Here is a 23,369-nt window from a genome sequence, read left to right on the forward strand (position 1 = left end):
GGAGAGATGGACCCCGCTCCGGCGTCGCGCATCCTCCGCCTGGCGGGGTTCGCCCTCCGGGTGTCGCTGCTGCTGACCCTGACGGCCGGCGTGCTCCTCTCCGGCGCCTCCTACGCCCCGTCGCCCCGGACACTCGGGCAGTTCCAGGCCGCGCTGGCGGCCGGTCAGGTCGACCGGGTCGCCTTCCTGCTCGCCGACCGCGGCGGCTTCTCCACCCTGGTGTGGTCGGAGTCGCCGCTGATCTGGCACGAGATCATGTGGTCCGAGGACGGGCACACGTTCACCGACTCCCGTGGCCTCTACGACAAGAGGCGGCTCCTGGCGGACCTGGACCGGGTGCGGCCACCTCCGTCGTGGCGGCAGGAAGACACCAGGAGCCAGGCGGGCAGCCTCCCGCTGCTGCCCGGGTGGCCGTTCGCCTTCCGGGGCGGCGACCAGCTGATCTGGCCCGCCGTCGCGTGGGTGACCGCCTTCCTCCTGATGACGTACACCACCACCCGCCTGGCCAACCGGTTCGCCTGGTTCTGGTTGTGCACGGCCGGGCAGCTCGGGATCCTGCCGTTCCTCGTACTGGAACCCCGCCCCCTGTGGCGAGGGCCCGGCGAGGGGAAGGCCGCCACGCCCAACCGGATGAAGGGCGGGCGCGGCTGCCTCTGGTCGATCTTGCTGGCCTTCGTATCGCTGTGGGCCATCTACGGCGCGGGCCAGCTCGTCAGGCTTCTGCTGGGCTAGCCGAGGTCGAGCAGCTGCTCGTAGAAGCCGCCGAAGTCGCGTTCGGTGTCGACGAGGTGGATCTCCAGGATCCAGTGGGCGATCCGGCCGGCCTTGTCCTTGCGCCGCATCGGGGTGAAACTGCCCGGCGCGACATATGACTCGATGTCGGCGGCGTCGATCTTCTCGTGCGGGAACTCCCCCACCAGATGACCGGCGATGGCCCCGCCGAACGTCCACCCGCGCTCCCGGGACAGCCGGTCGACCTCGGCGAACAGCCGGTCTCCTGTCATCCCGGGGTCGTCGGCGAAGAACTTCCGGCCTGCCTCGAAGATGACCGGCAGGTCGTCGGCGAGCCGGCGCTTCACGGGGTCGTCGCCGAGGACGTAGGTGCGGCCGAGGTCGGCCTCGAACTCCTCGAAGATCGGGCCGAAGTCGCAGAAGACGATGTCGTCGGCCTCGACGGCCCGGTCGGGCGGGTTCTCCTGGTAGGGGAACAGGGTGTTCGGCCCCGACCGGACGATGCGCTTGTGCCAGTGGCGGGTGGTGCCGAACATCTCGTTGGCCAGGTCGCGGATGTCGTCGCTGATCTCGCGTTCCCGCCGGCCCGGGGCGATGAGGTCACGCTTGACGATCTCGTCGAAGAGCGTGATGGCGTTGGCCTGGGCGTTCAGCAGCCGCCTGGCCCGGAACTCCTCGGCGGTGGCGGCGTCGACGTACGCCCACGCCTTCTCCCCCGAACGGAGGTCGGCCCGGACGCGGAGGTAGTCGTCGACCTCGTAGGCGTCGGCGGCGGCGAGATCCTGCGCGGTGAGCGTGAAGACCATGCCCTCGACGGAGTCGCCCGGATCGTCGGACGGGACGGCGACGGGGTGCTCGTCGCTGCCGCTGTCGGCGACGACCGAGGCATCGGTGATCTTCACCGTCTCCAGGCGGAACCCGAGCAGGGCGTCGGCGCGGCCTTCGAGCTCCCGGCCGAACCGGGCCCGCTGAACCTGCGGAAGGCGCAGGGTCCCGTAGGAGAAGATCAGGTGATCAGACATGCGAACCCCCATCGCGGACGTCAGTGGCACCGGCAGGATATCCAGGCACGAGGATCGCGAGCTCGTCCACAAGATCTCAGTGCGCCGAGTAACGGGAAAGGGCTCCGGAGGGGTGGTCCGGAGCCCTTCGCCGATCAGTTCCCGGGGTGCCAGAGAACCTCACGGACGCCGTGCAACGTGAACGTCATGAGCGGGGCGACGGCCCCCCGAAAGGCCGGCGTCGCCAGGGCTTCGGGTACTTTCCCCGGACCTCCAGCGGGGGTACGAGGGCCGCGTCCAGGGTCCGCACGTCGATGCTGACCGGTCGGTAGGACAGGGTGCGGAGCCGCTTCCCCATGACGTCGTGGGGCCGGTCCACGGTGTCCCGCCGGCCGCTGATGAAGGCCCATTCGTGCGCCGCCGATCCGAAGTAGACCACCGTCGGGAAGGCGGCGATGAAGTTGTGCCATGAGCGCCGGAGCGTGGTCTGCCGCCACATGGTCGGGCAGCCGGCCTGGGTCGAGATGACGCCGCCCGGTGCGAGCGCCTGGGCGCACAGACCCAGGAACGTGGAGCTGTAGAGGCGGTCGTGCTGGGCCTCGCCGTCGTCGGTCTCGTCGGGGAGGTCGACGATGATGACGTCCCAGGTGTGACCGGCCTTGACCGCCGCCTCGACGAAGGCGTAGCCGTCTTCGAAGTGGACGTTGATCGGGCCGTCCCCGGTCTCGGCGGCCTTCAGCTCCTTCTCGGTGTAGCCGTAGGGCAGGCGGCTCGCGCACAGGCGTACCGCCTGCTCGTCGATGTCGACGTGGTCGACGACGGTCGCGCCGCAGGCGACGAGCATCTGGCAGGCGACGCCCTCGCTCGACCCGATGACCAGGCACCTGTCCACCCTGTCGGCCAGAAGCACCGGCGGGATGGTCAGGGCCTCGTGGTAGACCTCCTGGGTCTGCTCGCTGCTCTGCCGCTCACCATTGGCGAAGAGGGTGACGCCGTGGGCGGTCCTGGCGAAGTCGAGCGTCTGGAACGGCGTGCTCTCGCTGTGGATGATCTCGTCGATCCGCCAGAGCCGCTCCATGCCCTCGGCGATGGGCTCGGCGACCCAGGTGGTGCCGTTGATGGTGATCATGCGCATACCTCCGAAGGCGTGTTGCCCCGGTGGATCACCTGGACGGTGACCTTCCCGGGCTGGAGCTCTTGGGTGAGCAGCTCGACCGCCGTGCGCGGGTCGGCGGCGCCACAGGTGAACACGTCGACGAAGACGGCGGCGTGCTCGGGGTAGGTGTGCAGCGAGGCGTGCGACTCGGCCAGGAGCGCCAGGATGGTGACCCCCTGAGGGATGAACCGGTGCGAGATCATCTCCAGGATGGTCGCCCCCGACGCGGCCAGCGCCCGCTTGAGCGCGACCTCCAGGTGCGCGAGGTCGTCGAGGAGGCCCGCGTCGACCTCCCGCAGTTCCGCCAGCACGTGACATCCGGCGAACTCGCCGACCGCGACCGTCATCGCTCCTCCACGCAGAACGTCGGGAGCGCGGGCAGCCCGTTGACGGCGGCGCAGGAGTAGCTCGAGGTGTACGCCCCGGCGTCGAGGATCTCCACCACGTCACCGGGCGCCAGTGCCAGGGGGAGCTCGTAGCCGGTGCGCTGGTAGAGCACGTCGTCGCCGTCGCTGGTCGGGCCGGCCAGCACGACCGGGCCGGTGGGCCCGGTCACGCCGGGGGTGCGCAGACGGTACGCAATGGCCTCGCGTTCCGTCTCGACCAGGCCGTTGTAGCGGCCGACGTCCAGGAACACCCAGCGGCGCAGGTCAGCGGCCCGTCCTTCCCTGACGGTCACCACCTCCGACCGGATGATCCCGGCCGCCCCGACCATCGCCCGTCCAGGTTCCAGGACGAGACGCGGCCTGTTGCGGCTGCCGAAGTGCCGGTTCATCGAGGCGTCGACGGCCTGACCGAACACCTCGGTCAGCGTCGCGTTCCCGAAGGCCGGGCTCGGGCCGTACGAGATCGGCAGTCCCCCGCCGATGTTGATCATCGGCAGCCGGATGCCGGCCGACTCCAGCTGCAGCGCGATCTTCGCCGCCGCCGCGATGCCGACGTCCCAGGCGTCGGGGTTGCACTGCTGGGACCCGACGTGCCAGGTGATGCCGAGCGGCCGCAGCCCTTGCGCCGAGGCGTCGGCGAGCAGGCCGGGAGCCGTGTCGGGATCGCACCCGAACTTCCCGCCGAACGGCATCACCGCGTCGGGCGGGCTGACGGCGATCCGGCAGAAGACGTTCGACCGGGGCGCCCACCTCGCGATGTGGGCGAGATCGCGAGGATTGTCGAAGGCGAAGGTACGCACCCCGAGCCGATAGGCGGCGGCGATGTCCTCGGCCTTCTTCACGCAGTTGCTGTAACTGAGATAGCGGCCGGGAACACCGCGGGACAGGCAGCGTTCGACCTCGCCGATACTGGCGACGTCGAACCCCGACCCTAATTCGGCCAGCGTGGAGATCACTTCAGGCGCGGCGTTGGCCTTGACCGCGTAGAGGATGCCGGCGCGCGGGAACGCCTCGGCGAGCGCGCGGTAGGCCGCGGCGACCGTAGGCAGATCGATGAGCAGAGAAGGGCTGGGCAGGTGATGGGTGCTGGCGTACGCGCGTGTGCGGAGGATGGCCGACTCCGACTTGGGTGACGCGCTCATGAGGCTGACTCTGGGCTGAGGTACGAATGCAGGGGTTCCATCGGGACTTTCTCCGATTCCGAACTACCAATTCAGGCAGGGCCGAGAGTAGTCAAGCCTCTTGACACATATAGTTAATATCTCAACAAAGCATCAGTGTTACCGTTCCGTGACCACGGAAAAACACTCGCGCCAGGTCGATCGGGACGACGAAAGCCCTGCTCACAGCCGTTGATCCGGCCGAAGGCAGGGGAAAGCCAGGGCGACTTCTCTAGACAGCCGGCGACGGGGCCGTGTGAGCGGCGTGCGAGGCCGCCAGTTCCATCAGGGCCTTTTCCGAGTGACTGCCCGGCTCGGCGCCGAGGGAGATGAATTTCTGGCCGGTGCCGCTGACCGAGAGCACTTCCCAGGACAGGGTGAGATCACCCAGCCGGGGATGACGCAGTTCCTTTTCCTCGTTGCCGCGCACCTGCACCTCGTGGAGGGCCCAGATGCGGCGGAATTCGGCGCTGTGGGCGGTGAGTTCCGCCACCAGGTCGCGCAGGTACGGATCGTCGGGATCGGCCGCCACGGCGGTGCGCAGCTGGGCCGTCTTGGCGCGGGCGGCCTTCTCCCAGTCGGGATAGAAATCGACGGCGCCCGGACTGAGGTAGATCATGCGCGCGCAGTTGTCGAGGTTGGGCAGGCCCTCGTACAGGGCCTCGGCCAAGGGGTTGAGGGCCAGCACCTCCAGGCGGCGGCCCAGCACCAGCGCGGGCACGTGCCGGGACAGGTCGACCAGGCGCAGCAGGCTCGGGCTGACCTGCTCCACCGCGCCGGTCTCCACCGGGGGTCGCGCCCACGGGTGGGCGAGCGAGTAGAGGTAGGCGGTGGCGTCGGGGTCCAGGCGCAGCACCCGGGCCAGGGCGCTCAGCACCTGCGCGGAGGGGTTGCGCTCGCGTCCCTGCTCCAGCCGGATGAAGTACGAGCTGCTCACTCCGGCGAGCATGGCCACCTCCTCACGGCGGAGCCCCGGGGTGCGGCGCGAGGGGGCGTGGAGGAAGCCCGCCTGCGCTGGACTGGTGGCCTCACGCCGGGCGCGGAGGAAATCGCCAAGGAGGTTGCTCTGACCAATGTCCATTTTATCACCATATGCCCGAATCGAGATTGACCTACTGCAGGACCAGGAGCCGCGGAACCCGCAGGACGAACCGGGCACCCACCGCAGAGTCCTCCAGGTTCAGGCTGCCGCCGTGCCGGTCGGCGATGTCGCGGGTGATGGCCAGGCCGAGGCCGCTGCCGCCCGAGTCCAGGCGGCGGGCGTCCTCCAGTCGGGTGAACCGCTCGAAGATCCGCTGACGCTCGGCGGGGGGAACGCCGGGGCCGTCGTCGGTGACGGCGATGACCGCGTCGTCACCGGCCGTGGTGAGGCTGAGACCGACCGAGGAGGCGGCGTGCCGCCTGGCGTTGCCGACGAGGTTGGCCAGGGCGCGGGAGAGCTGGATGCGCGACCCGAAGATCCACACGTCCTTCGCGGTGTCGAGCCTGACCGGGATGCCGTCGATGACCTTGTTCATGCGGACGGCCTCCTGGACGAGGAGCTCCGGGAGGTCGATGAGCTCGTGGGGGGCGGTGACCCCGGCGTCCAGGCGGGCCTGGACGAGCAGGTCGGCGACGATGGCGTCCAGGCGGTCGACGGTGGTCAGGGCCGCGCGCAGGCTGTGGGCCGGATCAGTGTCCTCGGGGTGCTCGATGGCGTCCTCGAGTTCGGCGCGCAGGCCGGCGATCGGATTGCGCAACTCGTGCGACGCCGTGGCCGCGAAGTCCTGCTGCCGGACGACCGCCTCCTCCAGACGGGCGAAGGTGAGGTTGGCGGCACGGGCGAGTTCGGCGAACTCGTCGCCCCCGGGAGGGATGGGCAGGCGGCGGCCTGGGTCGGTCGCGGTGATCTTGTCTATGTGGGCGAGGAAGGCCCGGATGGGCCGCAGCGCGCGACCGACGGCCCACCAGGTGGCCCCGCCCGCGCCGGCGGTCAGAACCAGGCCGAAGCCGATCAGGAGGACTTCCAGGCCGCGCCCCTCGAGCAGACCGGTGTCCGCGTCGGCGTCCAGGGGGGCGCTCAGGGGCAGGACCGTCTCGTCCAGCATGATCAGGACGGCCAGAACGGTCAGTACCAGCAGCAGGGTGGCCGCGGTGCAGCGTGTACGGATGGATCGGTGTGGATGGGCGATGATCACGGTCGGCTTCCGGTTCGTCTTCATCGGACCGCGGCGGTGAGGCGGCCCAGGAGATCGAGCGCCTGCTCGGAGGAGCTGCCCGGTTCGGCCTGGAAGACCAGGACGTGATGCCCGGGAAGGCGTACGACGTCGAGGACGTCGCAGACGAGGGTGAGTTCACCGACCAGGGGATGGCGCAGGCGCTTGACCCGGCGGGCGTCCGACGACACGTCGTGCCCGGCCCAGATCCGCCGGAAGTCCTCGCTGCGCTCGGAGAGTTCGCCGAGCAGGGCGTCGAGGCCGGGATGCTGCTCCTGGGCGGCGATGGAGTGCAGAAGATCCGTCGCGGCGGCGGCGATGTGGGGCCACTCGGTGAAGAAGTCCGCCGCCGCCGGGTCCAGGAAGACCAGCTTGAAGAGGTTGTCGCTGTACCGCAGCCCGCCCAGCAGCGCGACCCCCAGATCATTGGCCGAATTCACGTTCATCAACGGGTCGCAGAGCAGGACGGGCACGCCGTGCCAGTCGTCCATGAGCCGCCGCAGGCACGCATCCGCACCGGCGACGCCGAGAGTGTCGCAGCTGTTCATGCCATCGAACGTAGGCCGGATGCGGGCAGGCTGGGTGGCCGTGGTACTCCCACGCACCAGAGACCCAGTCAATTCAGACATAACAGACATATGGTGGGTGTATGGCTAACGACAGACAGCTCGGCGAGTTCCTCCGCGCCCGGCGCGAGGCCACCCCTCCGGCCCGAGTCGACCTGCCTGACGCCGGAACCCGCCGCACCCCCGGCCTACGGCGGGAGGAGGTGGCGATGCTGATCGGTGTCAGCACCGATTACTACATCCGCCTCGAACAGGGCCGCGAACGCAACCCCTCCGACCAGGTGACCGCCGCCCTGGCCGAGGTGTTCAGCCTGGGCGCGGACGCCCTGACCCACTTCTACGAGCTGGTGCGCGGAGACCTCCCGGCCGACCCGGAACCGAGCAGCCCGGACGCCGCCACGGAACAGATCAGCCCGAACCTGGCCCGGCTGATGGACAGCTGGCACCGGACGCCGGCCTTCGTGATCAACCAGTGGATGGAGGTGGTGGCCCTGAACCCGTCGGCCACGGCCTTCTACTCGCGCGGACTCAAGCGGACGACGAAAGTCGGCAACAACACGCTCCGCGCGATGTTCCTCGATCCCGTCGTACGGGAGTTCTACGGCGACTGGGAGTCGACCGCACACTCCAAGGTCGCCCACTTCCGCGCCATCGCCGGCCGCAACCCGCACGACGTCCGCCAGACCCAGCTGATCGAGGAACTGTCCGACGAGAGCCCCGAGTTCCGCGACGCGTGGGCCCGCTACGACGTCCAGGTCGAACACGGCCGCGCCCGGCGCTTCCGCCATGACCTGGTCGGAGAGCTGACGGTCAACTGCGAGGTGTTCTCCCTGGCCGGAGCCACCGGCCAGCATCTGATCACCCTGCAGGCCGACCACGACACCCACTCGGCGGAGGCCCTCGACGCGCTCTGCCGGGAAACCCTCTGAGTTTCAGGGGAAAACGAAGAACCCCCACAACCGGCGACGGTGGTGAGGGTTCGAAATGATCAGATCTGGTGCCCCCTGCAAGATTCGAACTTGCGCTCCCGGCTCCGGAGGCCGGTGCTCTATCCCCTGAGCTAAGGGGGCTCAGGAACGACTTCAGATTACCAGTACTCCAGCCCCTCTACGCACATCGTTATGCGACGCGCCCGTGCACACATCCCCCGAAAACCCCGCGCCGCCCGCCCCTCAGGGGTAGCCTCGCGCCCGTGGGTGAGGTTTTGGGGCGCGTACTGGTCGTCGACGACGACGAGGTCATCCGGCAGCTCATCGCGGTCAATCTGACCTTGGAGGGCTTCGATGTCTATACAGCTTTTGACGGACAAGATTGCTTGGACCGGGTCAAAGAGGTCGATCCTGATGTGATCACCCTCGACGTCATGATGCCGCGGCTCGACGGGTGGGAGACCGCCACCAAGCTGCGGACCGATCCTGCCACGACCCACGTCAAGGTCGTGCTGATCACCGCCAGGGCCCAGGAGGACGACAAGCGGCGCGGGCTCGGCATCGGCGTCGACTCCTACCTGACCAAGCCGTTCGACCCGGCCGAGCTGATCCAGGTCGTCCGCGACCTGGCCGTCGCGGCGCGGAACCGGCCCAGGTCGCAGGAGATCTAGCCCCCACCGGGGCTCTATCGTCGATGGCATGACCTTCGAGCTGGCCCTCTGGTACGAACCCGAACCGATCTCCAGAGAAGAGGCGCGGGACTTCTACCAGAAGGCCGAACTCCCCCCGGAGACCAGCCGGAAGCTGGCCGCCGCGCTCCCGGGGGCCACTGTCGACGGCGCGTTCGTGATCGCTCCTGACGAGCTGACCGACGAGGTCGGCAACGCCGCCTTCGTCTTCGCCCGGGAGCACGATCTCGTCTGTTACGACCCTCAGCGCCATCTGATCCACAACCGGGAGCCGCTGGGCGCCTACCGGGACGTCCAGTTGCACACCGGCAACGGCATGGTCGTCCACGACCCTGATCTGAACCTGGTCAACGACGTCCTGGAGACCCTTTCCGCGCAGAACCCGTTCATGGCGCTGGTCGTCTACGGGCACCATTTCGTCCAGGTCTCGCCGGGCTATGAGGTCGACTTCAAGGAATCGGGCGTCATCCGCACCACGACCACGCCCGACCAGGCCGCGGTCCGGCGGATCGTCCTGCTCTATCTGGTGGGCGATCGGTCGTTCCTCGACACTCATGAGTGGACGGTCCGGGGGTAGTGCCGGGGGCATGGATCTGCGCACTGATCGGGTCGGGCTGCTTCTCGACCAGCTGAAGACCTCCATAGAGTTCACCAAGGCCCGCCTTGAGGGGCTGACCGACGACGAATACTTCTGGGAGCCGGCCCCGGGCAATTCCTGGACCGTCAGGAGAAGGCTCGACGGCGACGAGAACGTCTACGGCAGAGGCGACTGGATCGCCGACTTCGCGCTCCAAGAGCCCTTTCCGCCGCCCGTCACCAGCATCGGCTGGCGGCTGACCCATCTGGTCGCGTGTTTCGCGCTGCGGTGGGACTGGACGTTCGGGGACCGCCGGATGCTGTTCGACGATATCGAGATCCCCCACACGGCCGACGACGCCCAGAAGCGCCTCTGGGAGATCGTCGAACGCTGGAGTGAGGACGTCGACCGTCTCACCGAGGAACAGCTGGACACCGTGGGGTTCAGCCAGTTCCCGGCCGGGCTGGACCCCACGGTGCCGTTCGTCGCCATCGTGTGGTGGCTGAACCGTGAGTTCGTCCACCACGCCGCGGAGGTCGCGCTGCTGCGGGACCTCTATCGGGAGAACGTGAACCAGTTGAGGTTCACGAAGTCGGCCGGTTGACCGCTGCTGAAGGTGATGTAGACGGTCTGCGTGCCGGAGACCGCCGAGATGTTGGCGGGGACGGTGCGCCACGACTGCCAGCCGCCGGTGTTGCCCACCGAGAGTTGCCCGATCACGGTGCCGGTGGGGCTGCCCAGCCTGACCTGGACGAGCCCGCTGACTCCCCCGGCCGCGCCCGACGCGACCCGCGCGTTGAACTGGGTCTCGCCGGTGAAGCTGACCGAGTAGCGCAGCCAGTCGCCGTTGGAGATGTAGGCGACGTTCTGGCCGCCGCCCGAGTCGGTCGTGGTCTCGAGCTGGGTGCCCTGCTGGGCGTTGTGCGACTCGGCCTGGATCACGCCGCCGGTCGGGGGCGGCGATTCCGGCGGCGGGGTCGTGCCGGTGCCGCTCTGGTAGACGGCGACGTAGTCGACGACCATGGGCCGGCCGCTGACGGTGGCGGACGTCGGGGTGCCGAATCCGGCCACACCGTTGGGGAAGCCGCCGCCCATCGCCACGTTGAGCAGCAGGAAGTAGCCCGCGTGGCTGGTCATGTTGTTCCAGGTCGTCGCGTCGAACTGGTTCTGGCTGAGGGTGTGGTAGTTGACGCCGTCGACGTACCAGCGGAACTGGTTGGGCGTGATCGAGCGGTCCCATTCGAAGCGGTACGTGTGGAACGCCGACTGGCACGAAGATCCCGGGCATACCCGCGCAGCTCCGAGCCCATTGGTCTCGTTGCAGTTGCCGCCGGGGGTGACGCCGCAGTGGAGCACGCCCCACACCTGGTTGATCCCGTTGACGTTCTCCATGATGTCGAACTCGCCGATGCCGGGCCAGTTCCAGTAGTTGCCCCGGTAGGGGGCGCCGAGGGCCCAGAAGGCCGGCCAGTAGCCGAGCGCCGCGTTGCCGGTCACGTTGGGCATCTGGATGCGGCCCTCGATCCGCAGCACCCGGCCCGAGGCGGGCTTGAAGTCGGCGCGGCGCGACTCGATGCGGGCGGAGGTCCAGTTCGTCCCGCTGCCGATCGGGGTGATGCGCAGGTTGCCGCCGCCGTCGAGGCTGAGGTTGCTGGTGCTGGACGTGTAGTTCTGGATCTCCCCGGTGCCCCAGTTGCCGGGGCCGCCCGGATAGCCGTGACCGGTGTCGATGATCCAGTTGGTGGACGAGGGCAGCGTGTTCGCCGCGCCGTTGAAGTCGTCGGACCAGACCAGGGTCCAGCCCGAGGGGGTCGCCGGGACGGCGGCGTTGGCGACGCCGATGCACAGCACCGGGACCATTAACGCGGTGATCCATCCAACCAGAGAGCGTTTTCCTGCTCGCAAGGTCGCCATGGGGAACCTTTCGGGAGGTGGGAAGTCGCAGCGCCGCGTGTTGATTGCCGTTACTGTCACCCGGCTTCTCACATCGGTCAAGGCCCAGAGTGAAGATTCTAGAGAGCGCTCTCAATATTCGGACTCTGAACACGCGCCAGCGCTCCGAGCACTCCGGCGCGTTCGCCCAGTTCACCCTTCACCACGGTGACCGCGTGGGCCGCGCTCGGGATGGCCAGCCGCCCGACGACCGTCATGATCGGCTCGATCAGCAGCGGACCGGCCTCGGCCAGGGCGCCGCCGATCACCACCAGGCCCGGGTTGAGGATGTTGCACAGGCTGGCCACCGCCACACCGAGGTGCCGCCCCGCGTCGGCGATCACGCGGCGGCAGCCGATGTCGCCCGCGTGGGCCAGTTCGACCAGCCGCGACACCGTGACCTGCCCGTGGGTGGGCCGGACCAGGTCGATGAGCTGCTGGCCGCCCGCCAGCGTCTCCAGGCAGCCGCGGTTCCCGCAGCGGCACAGCCTTCCGTTCTCGTCGATCGTGATGTGGCCGAGCTCGCCGGCCGTCCCGGTCGCGCCCCGATAGAGCCGCCCGTTGATCAGGATGCTCGCCCCGACCCCCGTGCCGATCTTCATGTACGCCACCTCGCGCCGCCCCTTCGCCGCCCCCCACGTGGCCTCGGCGAGGGCTCCCAGGTTGGCGTCGTTGTCGACCACGACGGGCACGCCGAGACGTCGTCCCAGCTCAGCGGCCGGATCAACACCGGCCCAGCCAGGCAGTATGGTGCTCGACCCCATGATCCCCGTCTGCGGGTCGATGGGACCCGGCAGACCGAGCCCCACTGCTTTGATCTCGGTACGCCCGACGCCCGCCCGCCCCAGCAGATCGATGATCAACCGTTCGGCCGCCGACAGCCCTTCAGGCGCTCTGACCCCCATGTCGAACGGGATCGCCTCCTCGGCCAGCACGCGATGGGACCGCTCGGCCAGCGCCACCCGCAGATGCGAGTGCCCGAAGTCGACGCCCGCGACGAGCCCGGTCTCGCGGACCGGGGTGATGAGGTGGCGACGGCCGCCCGCCTGGGAGATCTCCACCAGCCCGGCGTCGCGCAACTCCCTGACGATGGTCGAGACGGTGGCCGGGGAGAGGCCCGTCTGGCGGGCGAGCTGGGCCTGGGTGAGGGCGCCCGCCTGACGAACCGTCTCGGTGATCAGGCGGCGGTTGGTCTCTCGCAGAGCCGTCAGCGAGTTGGCCATCAAACGATCTCCCTTGTTCAGGGATTGAACGTACACCCCTTGACGTTCCAGTGGAACGGGTGGATTCTGAACAGAGAGCGCTCTCAGATGGTGGAAAGGGGCAGGAATGGCCCCACGAACGTTCAAGGTCATCATGGACGGAGAGGGGAACTACTCCCTCTGTCCCGCCGACCGCGACATCCCTGACGGATGGGTCGCGACCGGTGTCGACGGCGTGTTCCAGGAACACCTCGACCGCGTGGCGACGCTGTGGGGCGTCGACGGCACGATCGTCTGACCGGCCGTCAGGCCAGTTCCCGCTTCAGGCCCGTCATGATCTCCCCGGCCGCCGCGAACTCCTCCCTCGTCACTTCGAGGCCGAACCCCCGGACCTCGGCGACGACCACCTCCGACTCGTCTTCCAGCTTCTCCACGGCGAGCGCGAAACCGAGGCAGTCGAGTTCGCCGTTCGCCGCAGCCGCCAGGATCTCGGCGGCACGACCTTTCTTCCGGCGAACCCCTTTGTGACGGTATGGTCCGCCGGTGGCCTCCATCCGCATCGAGACGCTCGTCGCCGCCCCGCCCGATCTCATCTGGGATGTCATCAGCGACGTCGGCGCGGTTCATGAGCGGCTGCTGCCCGGCCGGGTCGTCGACACGAAGATCGAGGACGGCCGCAGATTCCTCACGTTCCCCGACGGCAACGTGGTCGAAGAGCTGATCGTCTCGATCGACGACGAGGCCCGGCGGCTCGCCTACGCGGTGGTCGCGGGCGCGCGTCCCCCGCTGATCCACCACCACGCCTCGTTCGAGGTCCGGCCGGACGGAACGCTGGTCTGGAGGGCCGACATCCTCCCGGACACCGCCGCCGGAGAGGTGGAGATCCGGATGCGGTACGGCGCCGCCGAGATGAAGGCCGCGATCGAGAGCGCTACGCCGACTCCCTGACCACCAGCTCGGTCGGCAGGATCACCGACTCGCCGGGGTTGAGCAGCAGCCGCGCGAGCTCGCGGCCCATCCGCAACGTCGGCTGCCTGATCGTCGTCAGCGGCGGGTCGGCGTAGGACGCGGACGGGATGTCGTCGTAGCCGATCACCGCCACGTCGTCGGGCACCCGGCGGCCGGCCTTGCGCAGGGCCTGCAGCGCGCCGAGCGCCATCATGTCCGAGGCCGCGAACACCGCGTCGAGCGCGGGGTCGTCTTCGAGCAGCTGGTTCATGCCCTCGAAGCCGCTGTCGCGGGTGAAGTCGCCGATCGCGATGATCGACCGCCGGCCCGAATCGCGCAGCATCGTGCGATAGCCGGTCAGGCGGTCGATGCCGGCCACCATGTCGGGCGGCCCGGCGATGGTCGCGATGCGCCGGCGGCCCGACTCCAGCAGATGCCTGACCGCCGACTCGGCGCCGCCGACGTTGTCGATGTCGACGTACGGAAGAGAGGAACCCGTCAGGGGCCGGCCGCTGCAGACGACCGGGATGCCCCAGCGGGCGAGGGCGGCGGGCAGGGGGTCGGCCCCGTGCATGGAGGCGACGATCACCCCGTCGACGTGGCCCGAGGTCGTGTAGCGCTCGACGCGCTCGTGGCCCCGGGAGGAGCCGGCCAGCATCAGGACGACCTGTTTGTCGGCCGCGTCGGCCTCGATCGACACCCCCCGGATGATGCCGGCGAAGGTCGGGTCGTCGGAGAAGACGCGTACCGGCGGCTCGGAGAAGACCAGCGCGATCGAGTCGGCCCGCTGGGTCACCAGGCTGCGGGCGGCCTGGTTGGGGACGTAGCCGAGTTCCTCGACGGCCCGCTGGACGGCGACGCGGATGTGCTCGGCCACGGTCGTCGAGCCGTTGACGACGCGGGAGACCGTCGCCCGGGACACACCGGCCCGGGCGGCGACCTTCTCCAGGGTGGGTCTGCTCACGCCAGCCCGTTCCGGCGGATCACCTCGGCGTACCACTTGGCGCTGTCCTTCGGGAAGCGCTCCTGGGTCGCGTAGTCGACGTAGACCAGTCCGAAGCGCTTGTCGTACCCGTAGGCCCACTCGTAGTTGTCCAGGAAACTCCACACCAGGTATCCCCGCAGGTCGACGCCCTGGGCGATGGCGTCGTGGGCGGCGCGGAAGTGGCCGTCGAGGAATTCCGTGCGCCGCCTGTCGTCGACTCGGCCCCCGATGAGCGTGTCGTCGAAGGCGGCGCCGTTCTCGGTGATCATGAGCGGCACGCCGGGGTAGTCGCGGGACAGGCTCACCAGGAGTTCGGTGAGGCCCGCGGCCTCGATCGGCCAGCCCATGGCGGTCTTCGGACCGTCGGGGACAGGGAACCCGATGCCCTCGCTGCCCGGGAAGACCGGGTTGGCGGGTTCCCCGGGGCGGGGTTCGGTGAAGGTCGGGTTGTAGTAGTTGACGCCCAGCACGTCGATCGGCTGCCCGATCAGCGCCAGGTCCCCCTCGTGCACGAACGACCAGTCGGTGAAGCGTTCGGCGCGGGCGACCACGTCGGCCGGGTAGACGCCGCGCAGGACCGGGTCGAGGAAGATCCGGTTCATGATGCCGTCGGGCACCGCCACGGCGTCGGGGTCGCTCCCCCGCATCGGCGATAGGGCGTGGGTGATGCTGATCTGCCTGGCGCCGAGCGCGCGCAGCTCCCGCACCGCGAGTCCGTGGCCGAGGAGCAGATGGTGGGCCGCCGCGAAGGAGGCGCCGATGTCGGTACGACCGGGAGCGTGGATGCCGGCGGCGTAGCCGAGGAAGGCCGAGCACCACGGCTCGTTCAGGGTCGTCCAGTTCTCCACCCGGTCGCCCAGGCGGCGGAACACGGCGGCCGAATATTCGGCGAACCGCTCAGCCGTGTCGCGGTTGGTCCAGCCGCCCCTGTCTTCCAGGGCCTGCGGCAGGTCCCAGTGGTAGAGGGTGACGTAAGGGCTGATGCCGGCCTCGTGCAGGTCGTCGACGAGGCGGTCGTAGAAGTCGAGGCCGCGCGGGTTGGCCGGGCCGCTGCCGCTGGGCTGGATGCGGGGCCAGGCGACCGAGAAGCGGTAGGCCGACATGCCGAGCGAGGCCATCAGCGCCACGTCGTCGCGGTGGCGGTGATAGTGGTCGCAGGCGACCTCACCGGTGTGCCCCTGGAAGACCTTGCCCGGGGTGGCGCTGAACGTGTCCCAGATGCTCGGCCCGCGTCCCCCGTCGCGGGTGGCTCCCTCGATCTGGTAGGCGGCGGTCGCGGTGCCCCAGACGAACCCCTGTGGGAATTCCACGACCTCCGACTCCCTGGCCAGATCCGCCGACACGGTCATGCTGCCGCCCCCACCCGTCCGGCTCCCTACGTGAGAGCGCTCTCAGCAAGCATCCCGGCAAGTCGGCCCCCATGTCAACGCGGGCCCGTTTCACAGGATTTTCCGGTGACAGGTGAGGACGCATTGACTCAGACTTAACTCGGAGTTAGCGCCCGACGCCTGAGAGCGCTCTCCGTGACGGCCCTCAGGGGCGGTCCGGACGCCCCGGCCGACCGCCGCCGCCCTGGCGCGGCCGCCGGCCGCGCCGATCCCGATGGGCCCTACCACCGGCCGGGACGGGGCGATCCAGCTCGTCAGGCCCCACCTCCGGCGAGGACGAAGCGGTGTTCCCGGAGAGTTACGGCCGCGACACCGTCAGCACCGGATCCGGCGGCCCTCATCGGGCGGCTCCCTTTGATCGAATTTGTATGGGCATGCGGATTAATTCATTCTCCGGGCGTGGTGACCGAATCGGAACACAACCGTGGTCGCGCTCCCACCGCTGTCCTCATAACGTGTCCTGAGTTGAGGCATGGGGCGTTGAATGCCGGGAATGTGACGATCGGCCACCCTCCCGGTCACCGGCCGCTACGTCGCCAGAGAGCGCTCTCCTCATTATCGGAACTGTCCAATTCACAATGAGGTAACCGTAATCTCACATGGATTGACACGCCGTCGTAACCGGGGTGAAGCTTCCGGAATCGCTCTCTGATGAGAGTTCATGGAAGAACTTTGGAGGAAGGGTCCATGTCGCTCCTCTCACGACCCGCCCGTTTGTCCGCCATCGCGGCCAGTTTGGGCCTGGCACTCGTGGCCACCGGCTGCGGCAACTCCGGCGGCGACACCGCCGCGCCGAGCGCGAGTGCTGCCGGCGGCGGCGAAGCCGCGTCCGCGGAATGCGCGCCGTTCACCGAGTACGGCAAGTTCGACGGCACGACGGTGAGCATCTACTCCCCGATCCGCGACGCGGAGGCCGACCTGTTCGAGCAGGCCTGGAAGCCCTTCGCCGACTGCACCGGCATCAAGATCACCTATGAGGGCACCGGCGAGTTCGAGGCCCAGATCCAGGTGCGTGCCGACGCCGGCAACCCGCCCGACATCGCCTTCTTCCCCCAGCCCGGCCTCCTTGAGCGCTTCGCCAAGGCCGGCAAGCTGAAGCCCGCCTCTGAGAAGGTCAAGGGCCTGGCCAACGAGAACTGGTCGCCCGACTGGGTCAAGTACGGCACGGTCGACAACACCTTCTACGGCGCGCCGCTGGGCGCCAGCGTGAAGTCGTTCGTGTGGTACTCCCCCTCCATGTTCGCCGAGAAGGGCTGGACCGTCCCCACCACGTGGGCCGATCTGATGACCCTGACCGAGACGATCGCCGCCTCCGGCATCAAGCCCTGGTGCGCCGGCATCGAGTCGGGCGACGCCACCGGCTGGCCCGCGACCGACTGGATCGAGGACATCGTCCTCCGCGACCTCGGCCCCGACGGCTACGACCAGTGGGTCGGCCACGACCTCCCCTTCAACGACCCCAAGATGATCACCGCGGTCGACAAGGTCGGCGCGATCCTCAAGAACGAGAAGTACGTCAACGGCGGCTACGGCCCCGTGAAGTCGATCGCCTCGACCGCCTTCCAGGAGGGCGGCGTCCCGATCACCGAGGGCAAGTGCGCCCTGCACCGCCAGGCCTCCTTCTACGCCAACTTCTGGCCCGAGGGCACCAAGGTGGCCGAGGACGGCGACGTCTTCGCGTTCTACCTGCCCGGCAACGACGCCACCAGCAAGCCGGTGCTCGGCGCCGGTGAGTTCGTCGCCGGATTCTCCGACCGTCCCGAGGTCCAGGCCGTCCAGGCCTACCTCGCCGGTGGCGACTTCCCGAACCGCCGTATGGCGCTCGGAACCTATGTCTCGGCCAACAAGAAGGTCGACGTCAGCAAGGCCGCGAACCCGATCGACAAGCTCTCGATGGAGATGCTGCAGGACCCGAGCACGGTCTTCCGCTTCGACGGTTCCGACCTGATGCCGGCCGCGGTCGGCGCGGGCACCTTCTGGAAGGGCATGACCGACTGGATCAACGGCAAGGACACGAAGTCGACCCTCGACTTCATCGAAGCCTCCTGGCCCAAGTCCTGACATAGGGCGACCGTCCCGGCCCCGGAGCCCTACGCTCCGGGGCCGGGCGTACCTGTAACTGGGAGACCCTCACCATGGATTTGGTCTTCGATTTCGCCGCTGAAGCGCCCAAACTGGTCCAGCTTCTGATCGGCGTCGTTGCGTTCCTGGCCTTCGTCGGCCTCATGCTCCTGCTGCTCGACCGTGCCCCCATGAAGGAACGGTCGTGGCTGCACTCACTCCTGCTGCTCGGCCCCGCGCTGCTGCTGCTCGGGATCGGCCTGGTGGTCCCCGGGATCCGGACCACCCTGCTCTCGTTCATGAACGGCGACAGCAGCCAGTTCGTCGGCCTCGACAACTACGCCTGGATGTTCACCCAGCCCGAGTCGCTCACGGTCCTGCGCAACACCCTGATCTGGGTGCTGCTGGTGCCGGCTCTGGTGACGGCCATCGGCCTCGTGTACGCCGTCGTGGTGGACAAGTCCCGCTTCGAGTCGGTGGCCAAGTCGCTGGTGTTCCTGCCGATGGCGATCTCGTTCGTCGGCGCGGGCATCATCTGGCGGTTCGTGTACGCCTACCGCCCCACCGAGGGCGACCAGATCGGCCTGCTCAACCAGGTCGTGGTGTGGCTCGGCGGCGAACCGCAGCAGTGGCTGCAGAACGCCCCGACCAACACGCTGTTCCTCATCGTCGTGGTGGTCTGGATCCAGGCCGGCTTCGCCACCGTGGTCCTGTCGGCCGCGATCAAGGGCATCCCGGCCGAGATCGTCGAGGCCGCCCGCCTCGACGGCGCGAGCCCGATGCAGATGTTCTTCCGGGTCACGCTCCCCTCGATCCGCCCCGCGCTCGTGGTGGTGCTGGTGACCCAGTCGATCGGCACCCTGAAACTGTTCGACATCGTCCGCACGATGACGGGCGGCCAGTTCGACACCAGCGTCATCGCCAACGAGATGTACAACCAGGCGTTCCGTTACGGCGAGGCGGGCAAGGGCGCGGCTCTGGCCGTGTTCCTCTTCGTGCTCGTGACGCCCATCGTCGTCTACCAGATCCGCTCGTTGCGGCAGCGCCGGGAGGCATGAGATGACCACCATCGCCCCGAGCGTGGCCAAACCCCAGCAGCCGAAAACACCGGTGGGCCGGGTCCGCAAACGGCTGACCAGCCGCACCGCGAGCCTGGTCGCCGTCGTCATCGCGGTGCTCTGGACGACCCCGACGTTCGGCCTGTTCCTGTCGTCGTTCCGGCCGGAGGACGACATCAAGGGATCGGGCTGGTGGACGTGGTTCACCAACCCCGCGCTGACGCTGGACAACTACAAAGAGGTGCTGTTCGGCAGTTCCTCGTCGTCGGGCCGCCTGGCCAGCTTCCTGATCAACTCGATCGTGATCACGATCCCGTCGGTGCTGTTCCCGCTGGCGCTGGCCACCTTCGCGGCCTACGCGCTGTCGTGGACGAGGTTCAAGGGCCGCGACTGGGTCTACATCGCGATCTTCGCCCTCCAGGTCGTACCGCTGCAGATGGCTCTCGTGCCGCTGCTGTCGTTCTTCTCGCAGGGTGTCGAGGTGTTCGGGCTGACCCTGATGCCGGCCTGGAACCTCGAAGGCTCGGCCCAGTTCATCCAGGTCTGGTTCGCGCACACCTGTTTCGCGCTGCCGCTGGGCGTGTTCCTGATCCACAACTTCATGTCGGAACTCCCCGGCGAACTGATGGAGGCGGCCCGCGTCGACGGCGCCACCCACGGCACGATCCTGCGCAAGGTCGTATTGCCGCTGGTGGCCCCCGCGCTGGCGGCGTTCGGCATCTTCCAGTTCCTGTGGGTGTGGAACGACCTGCTGGTCGCGCTCATCTTCTCGGGCGGCACGGCCGAAACGGCTCCGATGACGGTACGGCTGGCGCAGATGGCCGGGACCAGAGGAAACGAGTGGCAGCGCCTCACCTCGGGCGCGTTCGTCTCCATGGTCATCCCGTTGATCGTCTTCCTGTCGATGCAGCGTTACTTCGTACGCGGCCTGCTGGCCGGAAGTGTGAAGGGCTAGGGGCCGATATCGTTATCGTCCGCAACCCAAGCCCCGTGGGAGGGACCTGTCGATGAAGCGCCCCACCTTGGAGGCCGTCGCCGCACGAGCCGGGGTTTCCCGGGCGACCGTCTCCAGGGTCGTCAACGGCCAGGCCACCGTCGGTCCCGAGATCCGCGACGTGGTTCTGCGCGCCGTCCGAGAGCTGGGCTACGTGCCCAACTCGGCGGCGCGCAGCCTCGTCACCCAGCGGACCGACTCGATCGCCCTGGTGGTGTCGGAGCCGACGACGCGGGTGTTCTCCGACGACCCCATGTTCTCCACCGTCATCCGCTCGGCCAGCGTCGAGCTTGAGGCGGCCGACAAGCAGGTCGTGCTGATGCTCAGCGGCTCGGCCCAGTCACACGCCCGTGTGGAGCGATACATCGCCAGCGGTCACGTCGACGGCGTCATGCTGATCTCGATGCACGGCGCCGACCCGCTGCCCGCCGCGATCACCCGCATGGGCGTCCCGGCGGTGTCCTACGGCCGCCCCGCCGTCCCGGTGGCGCTCCCCTACGTCGACAACGACAACGTGGGCGGCGCGGAGAAGGCCGTGAAACACCTGCTGGAGCGGGGTCGCCGGCGCATCGCCACGATCGCCGGACCGCAGGACATGATCGGCGGGCAGGACCGGCTGACCGGCTACCGCACGGCCCTGCGCGACAGCGACAAGCGCTCGATCGTCGCGGTCGGCGACTTCACCCGCGAGTCCGGCGCCATCGCGATGCGCCAGCTCCTCGAAGACGACCCGCAACTCGACGCGGTGTTCATCGCCAACGACCTGATGGCGATCGGCGCGATGCAGGCGCTGCGCCACGCGGGGCGGAGCGTGCCGGGCGACGTGGCGATCGTCGGTTTCGACGACATCGAGGCGGCCCGCTACACCGACCCGCCGCTGACGACGGTCCGTCACCCGATCATCGAACAGGCGGCGGCGATGGTGAAGCTGCTGCTCAGCCTGCTGGAGCGCGACGAGACGGTGGCCGATCCGGTGATACTTTCCACCGAGTTGGTCGTCCGCGAATCGGCCTGACGCTACAGCCCGGCGACCCGGCTCCGGCGTTCGAGGAACACGACGTCTCTCCACCTGTCGTGGTGGCGTCCGACGCGTTCCCGGACGCCGACCGGCCGGAACCCGGCCTTCTCGTGGAGCCGCAGGCTGGCGGCGTTCTCGGGGAAGATCCCGGCCTGGACGGTCCAGATCCCGTCGGCCTCGGTCGAGTCGATCAGGGCGTTCAGGAGCAGGGTCCCGATCCCGCGTCCCTGGTGGGCCGGGGAGACGTACAGGGAGTGCTCGACGACCCCGGCGTAGACGCACCTGCTGGAGACGGCGGAGGCGGCGATCCACCCGGCCACCTCCCCCGACGCGGTGTCGACGACCACATACCGGTGGCCGGGGAGCCTGGCCGCGACGAAGTCCTCCCAGGCCGGCGCGACGGTCTCGAAGCTGGCCTGGCCGCCGTCGAGCCCCGCCTGGTAGATGGCCAGGACCTGAGCGGCGTCCTCGTCGCGCATCGAGCGGACGACCACCCCCGCGTCGATCTCCCCCAGCAGCATCAGGACCCGGCGCTCGATCTCGTCGCGGATCGGCCGCACCGCGTCCATCCCCTGACCCGCCGGGTCGGGCAGGTCCCAGTCGAGGTAGCGCTTGCCCGGGTAGAAGGCGCAGGTGTCGCCGCACCCCATGGTGATCACGACGTCGGACGCCTGGACCGCCTCGTCGGTGAGGGGTTTCGGATACGCCTTCGACAGGTCGAGCCCGATCTCCGCCATGGCCGCGACCACGGCGGGGTTGAGCGTGGCGGCGGGCACCGACCCGGCCGACCGGACCACGACGCGGCCCTTGGCGTGATGATCGAGCAGGGCGGCGGCCATCTGCGAACGGCCTGCGTTGTGCACACAGACGAAGAGCACGTCGGTCATACGAATTCCTCGGAAGCTTGAGCGGGGTGGAGAACCAGGACCAGGGCGGTTCCGACGACCGCGCCGACGACCTGGGCCAGGACGAAGGGCGCGACCGACCCCGGCGCGATCCCGGCGAAGGTGTCGCTGAAGACGCGGCCGACGGTCACGGCGGGGTTGGCGAACGAGGTCGACGAGGTGAACCAGTAGGCCGACCCGATGTAGGCCCCGACCGCCGGTGCGGCCAGGTGGGCACGGCCGGTGCGGACGAGGCTGAACACCAGGGCGACCAGACCGGCGGTCGCGACCACCTCGGCCAGCCACAGCGACGGTCCGGTCCGGACGGTCGTGGCGACGGTGACGGCGGGCAGGCCGAACATGAGGTTGGCCAGCACGGCGCCGCCGATGGCACCCGAGGTCTGCGCCAGCGCGTAGACCCCAAGCGTGGTGTGGTCGCGCCTGCCCAGCGCCCAGTCGACGAGGGAGACCACGGGGTTGAGGTGGGCGCCGGACACCGGTCCCACGATCAGGATGATGACCGCGAGCCCGGCGGCGGTCGCCGCGGCGTTCTCGGCCAGTTGGAGGCCGACGTCGTCGGGGGACAGCCGCGCGGCGGCGATGCCCGACCCGATCACGACCGTGACGAGCAGGCAGGTCCCGACGAACTCGGCTGCGGCGCGCCGGGCCAGTGGGATCACACCTCCGCCTTGGACGTGGCGAACAGCGCCGACAGACGGTCGAGTGTCTCGGGGATCACCCATGAGTAGACCCAGGTGCCGCGCCGCTCGGACCCGATCAGCCCGGCCTCTCTGAGGATCTTCAGGTGGTGGGAGATCGTCGGCTGGGAGAGGTCGAAGTCGGGCAGGAGATCGCAGACGCAGGTGTCGGCGTCGCGGGCCGCGATGAGCGACAGCAGGCGCAGCCGCACCGGGTCGGCGACCGCTTTTAGGATGCGGGCCATCTCGACGGCGTCGTCCTTGGCGATGGGCTCTCGGGCCAGAGGAGCGCAGCAGTCCGACTGGTTCGACATACGTCAATATTGACATACATCGATACCAGGATGCACGCTACTTAGACATCCATCGATACAGGGAGATCACATGTCCCGTGTTCAGCTCGCGCTGCGGGTTTCCGACCTTGAGGCGTCCGTCGCCTTCTACAGCAGGCTCTTCGGCGCCGAACCGGCCAAGCGGCGGCCCGGCTACGCCAACTTCGCCATCGCCGAACCCCCGCTCAAGCTCGTGCTCCTGGAGGGCGAGCCCGGTCTGCCGACGGTGCTGGACCACCTCGGCGTCGAGGTCGGGACCACCGGCGAGGTGACGGCGGCCTCGGCCCGGCTGGCGGCCGAGGGGCTGGCGACCGCCGACGAGCAGGACACCGCCTGCTGCTACGCGGTCCAGGACAAGGTCTGGGTCACCGGCCCCGGCGACGAGCCGTGGGAGGTCTACACGGTCAAGGCCGACGCGTCGACTCTGACCAGAGAAGACTCGGTCTGCTGCGGATCCGCCGAACCCGTGTGCTGCTGA

27 protein-coding genes, 1 tRNA gene and 1 pseudogene are annotated in these 23,369 nt (G+C 68.9%); 12 read left to right on the forward strand and 17 right to left on the reverse strand.

The window, feature by feature from the left end; translation table 11 throughout:
* Positions 1–6: 6 nt before the first annotated feature.
* The gene (locus tag AW272_RS30830; RefSeq protein ID WP_066372755.1) at positions 7–732 is read left to right on the forward strand and encodes a hypothetical protein; all 726 of its coding nucleotides are present in this window, start codon (positions 7–9) and stop codon (positions 730–732) included.
* Here the strand turns inward: AW272_RS30830 and AW272_RS41220 are convergent.
* From AW272_RS41220 to AW272_RS30865, 7 genes are all read right to left on the reverse strand, one after another.
* Positions 729–1,754 (reverse strand): M24 family metallopeptidase, encoded by a 1,026-nt coding sequence (locus AW272_RS41220; RefSeq protein ID WP_083958866.1) that lies wholly within the window; start codon positions 1,752–1,754, stop codon positions 729–731. The genes AW272_RS30830 and AW272_RS41220 overlap by 4 nt on opposite strands.
* A gap of 184 nt (positions 1,755–1,938) precedes the next feature.
* Positions 1,939–2,862: a spermidine synthase gene (locus AW272_RS30840; RefSeq protein ID WP_066373084.1), complete on the reverse strand. Its 924-nt coding sequence runs from the start codon at positions 2,860–2,862 to the stop codon at positions 1,939–1,941.
* Entirely contained in the window at positions 2,859–3,236 is a 378-nt protein-coding gene (gene speD, locus AW272_RS30845; protein WP_066372757.1) for an adenosylmethionine decarboxylase, read from the reverse strand. The genes AW272_RS30840 and speD overlap by 4 nt, the downstream gene beginning before the upstream one ends.
* Positions 3,233–4,417: a type III PLP-dependent enzyme gene (locus AW272_RS30850; RefSeq protein WP_066372759.1), complete on the reverse strand. Its 1,185-nt coding sequence runs from the start codon at positions 4,415–4,417 to the stop codon at positions 3,233–3,235. The genes speD and AW272_RS30850 overlap by 4 nt, the downstream gene beginning before the upstream one ends.
* Positions 4,418–4,667: 250 nt before the next feature.
* Positions 4,668–5,516, reverse strand: coding sequence for a helix-turn-helix domain-containing protein (locus AW272_RS30855; RefSeq protein ID WP_245657805.1), 849 nt, complete (start codon positions 5,514–5,516; stop codon positions 4,668–4,670).
* 31 nt (positions 5,517–5,547) lie between these two features.
* On the reverse strand, positions 5,548–6,636 hold the full coding sequence (locus tag AW272_RS30860) for a sensor histidine kinase (protein ID WP_066372763.1): 1,089 nt from the start codon (positions 6,634–6,636) through the stop codon (positions 5,548–5,550).
* Positions 6,633–7,178, reverse strand: a complete 546-nt coding sequence (locus AW272_RS30865) for an MmyB family transcriptional regulator (RefSeq protein ID WP_066372764.1) — start codon at positions 7,176–7,178, stop codon at positions 6,633–6,635. The genes AW272_RS30860 and AW272_RS30865 overlap by 4 nt, the downstream gene beginning before the upstream one ends.
* A 101-nt stretch (positions 7,179–7,279) precedes the next feature.
* Here AW272_RS30865 and AW272_RS30870 point away from each other — a divergent pair, with 101 nt between their 5' ends.
* Complete coding sequence (locus AW272_RS30870; RefSeq protein ID WP_066372765.1) at positions 7,280–8,125, forward strand: helix-turn-helix domain-containing protein; 846 nt, start codon at positions 7,280–7,282, stop codon at positions 8,123–8,125.
* Between the two features lie 66 nt (positions 8,126–8,191).
* Here AW272_RS30870 and AW272_RS30875 read toward each other — a convergent pair.
* Positions 8,192–8,266: transfer RNA gene (locus tag AW272_RS30875), tRNA-Arg, on the reverse strand.
* 122 nt (positions 8,267–8,388) lie between these two features.
* On the opposite strand from AW272_RS30875, the gene AW272_RS30880 reads away from it, so the two are divergent.
* From AW272_RS30880 to AW272_RS30890, 3 genes are read left to right on the forward strand one after another with little or no spacing between them, the layout of a single operon-like run.
* Positions 8,389–8,796, forward strand: a complete 408-nt coding sequence (locus AW272_RS30880; protein WP_245657806.1) for a response regulator transcription factor — start codon at positions 8,389–8,391, stop codon at positions 8,794–8,796.
* A gap of 28 nt (positions 8,797–8,824) precedes the next feature.
* Positions 8,825–9,391, forward strand: a complete 567-nt coding sequence (locus AW272_RS30885; RefSeq protein WP_066372770.1) for a hypothetical protein — start codon at positions 8,825–8,827, stop codon at positions 9,389–9,391.
* A 10-nt stretch (positions 9,392–9,401) separates the two neighbouring features.
* Positions 9,402–9,995 (forward strand): DinB family protein, encoded by a 594-nt coding sequence (locus tag AW272_RS30890; RefSeq protein WP_066372772.1) that lies wholly within the window; start codon positions 9,402–9,404, stop codon positions 9,993–9,995.
* Here the strand turns inward: AW272_RS30890 and AW272_RS30895 are convergent.
* Entirely contained in the window at positions 9,947–11,251 is a 1,305-nt protein-coding gene (locus AW272_RS30895) for a glycoside hydrolase family 16 protein (RefSeq protein WP_245657807.1), read from the reverse strand. The two genes, AW272_RS30890 and AW272_RS30895, sit on opposite strands and share 49 nt — an antisense overlap.
* 152 nt (positions 11,252–11,403) lie before the next feature.
* Positions 11,404–12,546 (reverse strand): ROK family transcriptional regulator, encoded by a 1,143-nt coding sequence (locus tag AW272_RS30900; protein ID WP_066372777.1) that lies wholly within the window; start codon positions 12,544–12,546, stop codon positions 11,404–11,406.
* Positions 12,547–12,652: 106 nt separating this feature from the next.
* Here AW272_RS30900 and AW272_RS41225 point away from each other — a divergent pair, with 106 nt between their 5' ends.
* The gene (locus AW272_RS41225; RefSeq protein WP_083958868.1) at positions 12,653–12,823 is read left to right on the forward strand and encodes an MbtH family NRPS accessory protein; all 171 of its coding nucleotides are present in this window, start codon (positions 12,653–12,655) and stop codon (positions 12,821–12,823) included.
* A 7-nt stretch (positions 12,824–12,830) separates the two neighbouring features.
* On the opposite strand, the gene AW272_RS42650 is transcribed toward AW272_RS41225, so the two are convergent.
* Positions 12,831–13,085 carry a hypothetical protein gene (locus AW272_RS42650; protein WP_157518906.1) on the reverse strand — a complete coding sequence of 85 codons (255 nt, stop codon included), beginning with the start codon at positions 13,083–13,085 and terminating at the stop codon, positions 12,831–12,833.
* Here AW272_RS42650 and AW272_RS30905 point away from each other — a divergent pair.
* Complete coding sequence (locus AW272_RS30905) at positions 13,069–13,473, forward strand: SRPBCC family protein (protein ID WP_066372780.1); 405 nt, start codon at positions 13,069–13,071, stop codon at positions 13,471–13,473. The two genes, AW272_RS42650 and AW272_RS30905, sit on opposite strands and share 17 nt — an antisense overlap.
* On the opposite strand, the gene AW272_RS30910 is transcribed toward AW272_RS30905, so the two are convergent.
* Together AW272_RS30910 and AW272_RS30915 are read right to left on the reverse strand one after the other, a co-directional pair.
* Positions 13,457–14,437 carry a LacI family DNA-binding transcriptional regulator gene (locus AW272_RS30910; RefSeq protein WP_066372781.1) on the reverse strand — a complete coding sequence of 327 codons (981 nt, stop codon included), beginning with the start codon at positions 14,435–14,437 and terminating at the stop codon, positions 13,457–13,459. The two genes, AW272_RS30905 and AW272_RS30910, sit on opposite strands and share 17 nt — an antisense overlap.
* A complete protein-coding gene (locus AW272_RS30915) occupies positions 14,434–15,807 on the reverse strand; it encodes a GH1 family beta-glucosidase (RefSeq protein WP_066372784.1) in 1,374 nt (457 codons plus the stop codon). Before AW272_RS30915 ends, AW272_RS30910 begins: the two co-directional genes overlap by 4 nt.
* A 726-nt stretch (positions 15,808–16,533) precedes the next feature.
* Between AW272_RS30915 and AW272_RS30920 the strand changes: the two genes are divergently transcribed.
* From AW272_RS30920 to AW272_RS30935, 4 genes are all read left to right on the forward strand, one after another.
* The gene (locus AW272_RS30920) at positions 16,534–17,907 is read left to right on the forward strand and encodes an ABC transporter substrate-binding protein (RefSeq protein ID WP_066372793.1); all 1,374 of its coding nucleotides are present in this window, start codon (positions 16,534–16,536) and stop codon (positions 17,905–17,907) included.
* Positions 17,908–17,987: 80 nt separating this feature from the next.
* Positions 17,988–18,965 (forward strand): carbohydrate ABC transporter permease, encoded by a 978-nt coding sequence (locus AW272_RS30925; protein WP_066373087.1) that lies wholly within the window; start codon positions 17,988–17,990, stop codon positions 18,963–18,965.
* Between the two features lies 1 nt (position 18,966).
* The gene (locus AW272_RS30930; RefSeq protein WP_066372795.1) at positions 18,967–19,920 is read left to right on the forward strand and encodes a carbohydrate ABC transporter permease; all 954 of its coding nucleotides are present in this window, start codon (positions 18,967–18,969) and stop codon (positions 19,918–19,920) included.
* 52 nt (positions 19,921–19,972) lie between these two features.
* Complete coding sequence (locus tag AW272_RS30935) at positions 19,973–20,974, forward strand: LacI family DNA-binding transcriptional regulator (RefSeq protein ID WP_066372797.1); 1,002 nt, start codon at positions 19,973–19,975, stop codon at positions 20,972–20,974.
* A 2-nt stretch (positions 20,975–20,976) separates the two neighbouring features.
* On the opposite strand, the gene AW272_RS43605 is transcribed toward AW272_RS30935, so the two are convergent.
* From AW272_RS43605 to AW272_RS30950, 4 genes and pseudogenes are all read right to left on the reverse strand, one after another.
* Positions 20,977–21,498 (reverse strand): GNAT family N-acetyltransferase, encoded by a 522-nt coding sequence (locus AW272_RS43605; RefSeq protein WP_066373088.1) that lies wholly within the window; start codon positions 21,496–21,498, stop codon positions 20,977–20,979.
* Positions 21,475–21,864 (reverse strand): annotated as a pseudogene (locus tag AW272_RS43885) (arsenate reductase ArsC); the annotation flags it as partial. The gene AW272_RS43605 and the pseudogene AW272_RS43885, both read right to left, overlap by 24 nt.
* Positions 21,861–22,541 carry an aquaporin gene (locus AW272_RS30945; RefSeq protein WP_245657808.1) on the reverse strand — a complete coding sequence of 227 codons (681 nt, stop codon included), beginning with the start codon at positions 22,539–22,541 and terminating at the stop codon, positions 21,861–21,863. The gene AW272_RS30945 and the pseudogene AW272_RS43885, both read right to left, overlap by 4 nt.
* The gene (locus AW272_RS30950; protein ID WP_066372808.1) at positions 22,538–22,873 is read right to left on the reverse strand and encodes an ArsR/SmtB family transcription factor; all 336 of its coding nucleotides are present in this window, start codon (positions 22,871–22,873) and stop codon (positions 22,538–22,540) included. Before AW272_RS30950 ends, AW272_RS30945 begins: the two co-directional genes overlap by 4 nt.
* Positions 22,874–22,943: 70 nt before the next feature.
* Between AW272_RS30950 and AW272_RS30955 the strand changes: the two genes are divergently transcribed.
* Positions 22,944–23,369 carry an ArsI/CadI family heavy metal resistance metalloenzyme gene (locus tag AW272_RS30955; RefSeq protein ID WP_066372810.1) on the forward strand — a complete coding sequence of 142 codons (426 nt, stop codon included), beginning with the start codon at positions 22,944–22,946 and terminating at the stop codon, positions 23,367–23,369.

It is taken from the genome of Herbidospora mongoliensis (genome assembly GCF_001570545.1).
Lineage (GTDB): Bacteria > Actinomycetota > Actinomycetes > Streptosporangiales > Streptosporangiaceae > Herbidospora > Herbidospora mongoliensis.

Coding starts and splice junctions, on each gene's coding strand:
- AW272_RS30920 (WP_066372793.1), top strand. CDS start 16,534: ATGTCGCTCCTCTCACGACCCGCCCGTTTGTCCGCCATCGCGGCCAGT.
- AW272_RS30850 (WP_066372759.1), bottom strand. CDS start 4,417: ATGAGCGCGTCACCCAAGTCGGAGTCGGCCATCCTCCGCACACGCGCG.
- AW272_RS43605 (WP_066373088.1), bottom strand. CDS start 21,498: ATGCTGCTGGGGGAGATCGACGCGGGGGTGGTCGTCCGCTCGATGCGC.
- AW272_RS30895 (WP_245657807.1), bottom strand. CDS start 11,251: ATGGTCCCGGTGCTGTGCATCGGCGTCGCCAACGCCGCCGTCCCGGCG.
- AW272_RS30890 (WP_066372772.1), top strand. CDS start 9,402: ATGGATCTGCGCACTGATCGGGTCGGGCTGCTTCTCGACCAGCTGAAG.
- AW272_RS30935 (WP_066372797.1), top strand. CDS start 19,973: ATGAAGCGCCCCACCTTGGAGGCCGTCGCCGCACGAGCCGGGGTTTCC.
- AW272_RS42650 (WP_157518906.1), bottom strand. CDS start 13,085: ATGCGGATGGAGGCCACCGGCGGACCATACCGTCACAAAGGGGTTCGC.
- AW272_RS30955 (WP_066372810.1), top strand. CDS start 22,944: ATGTCCCGTGTTCAGCTCGCGCTGCGGGTTTCCGACCTTGAGGCGTCC.
- AW272_RS30865 (WP_066372764.1), bottom strand. CDS start 7,178: ATGAACAGCTGCGACACTCTCGGCGTCGCCGGTGCGGATGCGTGCCTG.
- AW272_RS30870 (WP_066372765.1), top strand. CDS start 7,280: ATGGCTAACGACAGACAGCTCGGCGAGTTCCTCCGCGCCCGGCGCGAG.
- AW272_RS30855 (WP_245657805.1), bottom strand. CDS start 5,516: ATGGACATTGGTCAGAGCAACCTCCTTGGCGATTTCCTCCGCGCCCGG.
- AW272_RS30840 (WP_066373084.1), bottom strand. CDS start 2,862: ATGATCACCATCAACGGCACCACCTGGGTCGCCGAGCCCATCGCCGAG.
- AW272_RS30915 (WP_066372784.1), bottom strand. CDS start 15,807: ATGACCGTGTCGGCGGATCTGGCCAGGGAGTCGGAGGTCGTGGAATTC.
- AW272_RS30930 (WP_066372795.1), top strand. CDS start 18,967: ATGACCACCATCGCCCCGAGCGTGGCCAAACCCCAGCAGCCGAAAACA.
- AW272_RS30900 (WP_066372777.1), bottom strand. CDS start 12,546: ATGGCCAACTCGCTGACGGCTCTGCGAGAGACCAACCGCCGCCTGATC.
- AW272_RS30950 (WP_066372808.1), bottom strand. CDS start 22,873: ATGTCGAACCAGTCGGACTGCTGCGCTCCTCTGGCCCGAGAGCCCATC.
- AW272_RS41220 (WP_083958866.1), bottom strand. CDS start 1,754: ATGTCTGATCACCTGATCTTCTCCTACGGGACCCTGCGCCTTCCGCAG.
- speD (WP_066372757.1), bottom strand. CDS start 3,236: ATGACGGTCGCGGTCGGCGAGTTCGCCGGATGTCACGTGCTGGCGGAA.
- AW272_RS41225 (WP_083958868.1), top strand. CDS start 12,653: ATGGCCCCACGAACGTTCAAGGTCATCATGGACGGAGAGGGGAACTAC.
- AW272_RS30830 (WP_066372755.1), top strand. CDS start 7: ATGGACCCCGCTCCGGCGTCGCGCATCCTCCGCCTGGCGGGGTTCGCC.
- AW272_RS30885 (WP_066372770.1), top strand. CDS start 8,825: ATGACCTTCGAGCTGGCCCTCTGGTACGAACCCGAACCGATCTCCAGA.
- AW272_RS30860 (WP_066372763.1), bottom strand. CDS start 6,636: ATGAAGACGAACCGGAAGCCGACCGTGATCATCGCCCATCCACACCGA.